General features: G+C 40.3%; 6 protein-coding genes. 2 read left to right on the top strand and 4 right to left on the bottom strand.

The window, feature by feature from the left end:
- Window positions 1–364: HEPN domain-containing protein (locus PX636_RS10605; RefSeq protein ID WP_288117107.1), on the top strand; the 364-nt coding region annotated here is incomplete at its 5' end.
- A gap of 182 nt (window positions 365–546) precedes the next feature.
- Window positions 547–1,809, top strand: a complete 1,263-nt coding sequence (locus tag PX636_RS10600; protein ID WP_288117091.1) for a DNA cytosine methyltransferase — start codon at window positions 547–549, stop codon at window positions 1,807–1,809.
- Between the two features lie 116 nt (window positions 1,810–1,925).
- On the opposite strand, the gene PX636_RS10595 is transcribed toward PX636_RS10600, so the two are convergent.
- From PX636_RS10595 to PX636_RS10580, 4 genes are all read right to left on the bottom strand, one after another.
- Window positions 1,926–3,545: a S8 family serine peptidase gene (locus tag PX636_RS10595; protein WP_288117089.1), complete on the bottom strand. Its 1,620-nt coding sequence runs from the start codon at window positions 3,543–3,545 to the stop codon at window positions 1,926–1,928.
- 43 nt (window positions 3,546–3,588) lie between these two features.
- Window positions 3,589–4,674, bottom strand: a complete 1,086-nt coding sequence (gene cax / locus PX636_RS10590; protein WP_079208892.1) for a calcium/proton exchanger — start codon at window positions 4,672–4,674, stop codon at window positions 3,589–3,591.
- The gene (locus PX636_RS10585; RefSeq protein WP_288117087.1) at window positions 4,671–5,132 is read right to left on the bottom strand and encodes a cupredoxin domain-containing protein; all 462 of its coding nucleotides are present in this window, start codon (window positions 5,130–5,132) and stop codon (window positions 4,671–4,673) included. Before PX636_RS10585 ends, cax begins: the two co-directional genes overlap by 4 nt.
- Window positions 5,133–5,383: 251 nt before the next feature.
- Window positions 5,384–5,692, bottom strand: a complete 309-nt coding sequence (locus tag PX636_RS10580) for a DUF6679 family protein (RefSeq protein ID WP_002757875.1) — start codon at window positions 5,690–5,692, stop codon at window positions 5,384–5,386.
- Between the last annotated feature and the right edge of the window lie 868 nt (window positions 5,693–6,560).

Raw genomic sequence — 6,560 nt, 5'->3', positions numbered from 1 at the left:
TACCATTACTCCTCTTAAAGGTAACAAAAATGTCTCCCTAGACAAACTGAAAATAACTAAAAAAATTGACATAGTGATTAGATGTTTTAAATCAGTTATCGATCAAAATCATGGGATTAAAGAAACTAACCTATTAAAATTACTCTTACCAATCGGCATCGATAGTGATGACTTAGATAAAGTTTGGTTAGCCAATATGAATACTTTTGGAGAAGAACGCGGTGAAATCGCTCATTCTTCGGGAATAAAAACGAAAAAAACGCCTAACCCTGCCGACGAATTAGAGAGAGTTAAACAAATTATTCAAGAATTAGAGAAAGTCGATCAATTGATTACTAACTTGCTCAAGGAATTGCACTCTTAATAAAACTTAAAGTGTTAATTATATCAGAAATACAGTATAATAAAAAGCAGAACGTAGGTTGGGTTGAAGCATGAAACCCAACACCCGCATAGTTTACGCTACCGCTAACCCATCCTACCAATAATTGTGCCTCCCTACTTACAGTATAATGAAAGGCAGACAATAGAGAGCTAATCATCAAAGTGAAACATAGACCAATTGCGATCGATTTATTTGCCGGCTGCGGTGGGATGTCCCTTGGTCTAGAAGCGGCGGGATTTGATATTGCTGTAGCGGTGGAGTTTGATGCAGTCCATTCCTTGGTTCATCATTTTAACTTTCCCTATTGTCAAACTATTTGCCGGGATATAGCCAAAGTAACAAGTAGAGAAATATGGGAATTATTAAAACTAAAAGGCTATGCCACCGATGTTAGTTTAATTGCCGGCGGTCCCCCCTGCCAAGGTTTTTCATTGATTGGTAAACGACAAATAGATGATCCTAGAAATTCTCTTGTATTTGAATATCTGCGGATTGTAGCAGAAATTAAACCCAAGTATTTTATCTTTGAAAATGTCCCCGGCATGGCTACGGGTAAACACAAACAATTTTTAGAGGAGTTAATCTCTGAATTTGAAGCTATTGGCTATACAATTAATCAGCCAATTAAAATCCTTGATGCCAGTGAATATGGCGCACCACAAAAGCGCAGAAGATTAATCTTAATTGGTAGTCGAAAAGACGTGCCGATGGCTAAATATCCTTTGACAAAGACCGTCGATTTAAACTCAGCCAAAAAATCAGCTTTTACCAGCGTCTATGATGCGATTTCAGATTTAGAATTAATACCTGCCTTTATCGATACTGATTTAGGCATACCTGCATCAAAATTAGATTATAGTGGTAAGAGAAAAAAATATTCAGTGCAGCCAAAAGATATTTTTAAACTTTGCCATCAAAGAACAGTAGATGCAGAAATCTATGGACATATAGGCTCAGTTCATACCCAAAGATCAATTGATAGATTTATCATAACCGAACCGGGTACAGTGGAACCAAAAAGTCGCTTTTTAAAGCTTTCTCCCACCGGTTTATGTAATACTCTCCGGGCCGGAACTAATAGTGACAAAGGGGCCTATACTGCTCCTAGACCCATTCACTATTCTATTCCTCGTTGTATTACTGTACGAGAAGCCGCCAGATTACATACATTCCCCGATTGGTTTCAGTTTCACCGCACAATATGGCATGGTTTTCGTGAGATTGGTAACGCGGTTATTCCGCTATTATCGAAAGAACTTGGCTCTTCTGTGATGGGAGCAATGAATATCAATACCGCTAATCTCAACCGAGTTATTTTAGAAAAAATGCCAGCCGAATTATTGCTATATAATATGTCTCAAGCATCAAATTATTGGGGAATCTCTGACGATGTTATCCCGAAAAGAAAACGAGGTGTATCTTAGAGACTGTTCGGTATTTAAATTATACCAAGTCCGTTAGCTGCCAATCGAACTTTAAAAACTCGCTCCCATCTTCCCACTCTCCTATACTTTTTAAACAGGATTTACTATCATTTCTATTATTCGGGAACCGTCCACCAAGCGAGAGCAAAAGCTTGTTCTTTATCGTTAACTTGTTGACGATAAAGAATCCGAATTTTATAGTTTCCAGAGATGGGTACAGGACAAAAAATATGCTCTAAACTATCACTATCACTCAGGGAAGCACAGGTGTATTTAGCATTATTATCCTCCTGAGCAGGTAAAAGATAAACATCTAAATTATTCAGGCCGCGATCCTGGAAACTTTCATCGATATCATAGAGATTATTGCCATTAGTATCGATTAATTCTACCAAACGATCCCAAGCTAAAGTTATCGAAACAAAACTATTAGCTTTTAAGGGCTTCTCTAGGGCATAATCTTGATAACCATTAGCGGTAACTGTAGCGTAATCCCAACCAATGGCAGGAATAGATTCTGAGGCTGACCATTGACCATTACTAAACTGTGTGTAGGCGCGAAAAGTGTTAAGATGTCCCGTCCCCATCTGCATATCTAAAGGAATTTTCGGGTCTTTATAAGCATCGGACTCTAACCAAGTTTTTTGATCCTTAGTTAAGACCGTCCGTCTCATACCTAACCGTAACCCATCCCCCGTATCTTTAATTTTATCGGCAGCATTAAGCATTACTGCCTTCATCACTTGATGATGACGAGAATCGACACTCCAATGGGGATTTTTTTGATTAATTTGTTGATCGCCGTATTCTTGTAAAAGTGCCACGGATGCCGTAATATGAGGAGCGGCGAAACTGGTGCCACTAACGGTATTTAATTTACCTTTGAGGTCATAAAGCTCTATTTTATTGCCAGGAGCAACTAAATTAATCGACCGTCGCGAACCATCATTAATTTCCCGTTTAATTAAACTGCGACCAATACCCACTGGCAAAGCACTAATATTAGCAAAATCAACTTTAGTAAATTTTCCTTCTCTTGTCGCTGTATAAGCGGTAGTAATGCCGTTAAAATGATCGGTGGGAATGGGAATTCCTCCCTTACCTTGATTACCAGCAATTACATAAAGAACATCATCAACTCGCGATGACCAATCAACACATTGAGTTAATAAAGCTTGACCATCTAATTTTGGTTCCTGTCGCTGATCTCTTTGCAAAGATTCCCCAAAACTAAAGTTAATTGCGCGCACATCACCGCTATTTTGTCGGGCAATATTTTGGCTAGTAAGACATTCTTCCGGTTGTCCACCGCGTCGCAAAGAACCCACCGCCCCCGAATATAATCTCGCTTTTGGGGCCACTCCGGGGATTTTTTTATCATCACTGACCATCACCGTTGCCACCATAGCGGCGTGATTATCTAGATAGGTGTTGGGTTTGGCAATTTGATCGCGAAAAAAAACACCGGCTAACTTATAGGGAGGCTGCCAAGCCGCCACTTTATCATAACCGAACTGAGCCGGTCGGCCGATTTCCACTTGACCGATGGCAATTTTTCGCCCTAATAAATTATAGGGTTCCGCCCGCAGGCGATCGGCATAAATTCCCTGTTCACCGATGGAATTAGAAAGAACTAGGGAAGGAAGCAGAATTATCGTTACTACTAACCCGACGACAAACCAAAACCCTCTTTTCATCATCAGCAATCCTGCGGCAGTAAGGTGATACCGATCCATTCTAAGACAGAAATATCAGAAAATACCTAAATCTCTTTTTTGGCTAGGCGGGATGGTAATAAAAAGCTACTGCCAAGATTAAATAGGTGGCTAGTAATAGGGTTCCATCTAACCAATTGGAACGACCGGTAAAGCTGATTAAATTAGTGACAACCACCGCTACAATCAAAGCCACCACGTTAAAGGGATTAAAATTTAAATCCATCGGCTGCTGCCAAAATTGACCGATAAAAACTAATAAAGGTGCCACGAATAAAGCCACCAATAAACTATCACCCATAGCCACGGAAACCGTTAAATCCATCTGATTTTTTAGGGCTAATTGAGTGACGGTAACTATTCCAGAAACATCGCTAATTAAAGGAATGAAAATCACCCCGATAAAGAGAGGAGTGAGATTAAATCCTTCCATCACCGATTCCACTACATCAACAAATAAATCCGACTCATAAGCTACAGCTACGGTGGAAGTAAGCAGCACAAGTAACCAAATCCAGACTTGAGCTTTTTCTTCCTCACTAACCTGATTGTCGGGGGTATTTTCATTACTTAATCCCACTTCGTAGAGATAGCTATGGGTTTTGAGGGAAAATAATAAAGTTAACCCGTAAACTATTAATAAAACCGTGGCGGTGACTAGGGAAAGACTGAGAATATCGGCAACTTCCACCACGTTAGAAGTATATATTACCAAAGTTGGTAAAGCGATCGCTATTACTGCTAAAGTCATGGAAGAACCATTTACCCGCGCTAAAATCGGTTTAAATTCCTGCTCTTTGTAGCGAATTCCTCCCGTGAGCATTCCCATGCCCATAAATAATAATAAATCGCTGAGAATACTGCCAGTAATACTGGCTTGTACGATGTCCACCAAGCCTTTTTTTAGGGCAATTAAGGCAATAACTAAAGTGGTAGTATTGCCAAAGATAGCATTAACTAATCCTCCCAAAGTTGGCCCAGTTACTACGGCAACTCTTTCCACAGACGTACTTAACCAAATTGACAGGGGAATGATCGATAAAGCGGCAGTAATAAAAATAGCTTGATCTCCCCAATTAAGACGACTAGCGACCACCGATAGGGGAATAAATAATAGGAAAGCAAAGGAGACAATTTTTCTTAAATTCATGGGTTATTAATGGCAATTTCTCCCACCATTCCCGCTTCGGCATGACCCGGAATAGTACAGATTAATTTATACTTACCGGTTTTGAGAGGAACTATTACCCATTCTGCCTGTGCATTAGGTTTTAATTCTAGTTCGTGAATCGCCCCTTTAATCTCCACTTTTCCCGCTTCAACTTTCTGCGTCCAACTAGCATCGGCGAAGTCTTTAGCGGTAAAATAATGTTTAGTGGGACTGGGATTATCGAGAATTAATTTGTATTTTTGTCCAGCAATAAAGTCTAATTGACTAGGAAAGAATTTTAATTCTCCTTGGCCGGAGCCTAGACTAATTTTAACTTCTAGAGGGGCGGCTCCGGCGCAGGCCGGAAAAGTCACTAACCAACAACTAATTAAAACTATTACTACTGCCACAAATTTTTGATAGATATCCTTGCCAGCGAAGTAGGGATTAGAATTCATTTTGCTCCTCCAGCTTATAATAGAGAAAATCTGGCGGCTTTTAAGTAGCTAGACACAATCAATTACACATATCTAACTACTTCTTACCTTTTGCCTATCCTAACCGAGAAATTAATTCTGCACGACTACTTAGGATAATTTTAGAACAAGTGGTGATTCTTACTGGCTCTCTTCCCTTCCATTCCCTAAAAGTCCCTTGGTCATGGTTAAAACCGCGGGACTTCTAGCCACTGTCAGTTAAATCGACAAAATTAATCTAAGCTATCGGGAGAATGGGGATAAAGTTGTTCTGCTTCTGGACAATCTTCCGAGACATTAATATCAGGATTCGTCCGCGACACCGAGGCCAGTTTTCTGCTAACCGCACCAATACTTTCTAAACGCACCATTTCTTCCCAAGAACTAATTTCGTCTTCTTCTTCTGTTTCGTAGCGAATGGTGACGAGATCGCTTTCTAGATCGACAATACGAGCATTATCAATCCATCTTTGCTGATCGCGCAAGAAAATGCAGACTTCCTGACCATCCATACAGAATTGATAAATCTTGCGGTGTAACATAAATTGCTCCTAAACAGCTTCTTTTGTTGAATTCAACTAACGGGAAGTGACAAAATGCCAATCTCAGCAATAGCTCAAAAATTCCCGCGGATAACACAAAAGGGAGAAAAATTCCGCTAGCAGTGGCAAGAATGGGAAAGGAAAGTCAGGTTTCCGGTTTGGGGCTACGTTCTTCAAAGACATCGATTCGATTAATAGACGGCCTCGGCGATCACTAAAAAATCGCCCTTATAGAATCATTGTGACATAAATTTTCACTTCCTAACAGTATTTCTGGATGGAATCGGGAATAAGGTTTAGGGATGAGGTTATGCCATTTTTCTTTATTCATGGCAGGCATTCTACACCCCTCTCGCGCCCCTCCAACCCCCCACATCGGGGTGGCAGGGGGGGTGGGGGTGAGGGCAATTAACCATATCTGCCATTACTTTTGAAAAATGCTATCAGTATCGTCCCCTTTCCAACCCCGAAAAATAGCTATAGACGCTCTGTCATCTTGGCAAGTCATGGGCCATCGCTCGCCACTTGATTCCGTTGGCCGATAAATAAAAAATGGCTGTGAGCTTATAGCTACTTCAGGGTAAGCGCATCTTAAGGATCCTTGACAAAATGAACTTTATGTGAGTTGCTTACCCACGATTCAGGCATATTTGAGGAGAATTTGCCATCTCAATTGTTAATAGCGTTTGAGATGCGCTCACCTTGGGTTGGGGGGTGGGGAGACGATGCCAAATCTGGTTATAATTCACATTTACCAGAAACGCTATATTCATTTCAATCATTCCGAAATAACTAAATAAACTTCTAATCCTTTTTGACTTTCTTTGTCAAATTTTAAGCCTATTTCAGAATCTTTTATCTCTCTTAT

Origin of the sequence: Microcystis sp. M53598_WE2, assembly GCF_030067735.1 — a bacterium.
Classification (GTDB): domain Bacteria; phylum Cyanobacteriota; class Cyanobacteriia; order Cyanobacteriales; family Microcystaceae; genus Microcystis; species Microcystis aeruginosa.
This window is presented reverse-complemented; position numbering and strand designations above follow the sequence as displayed.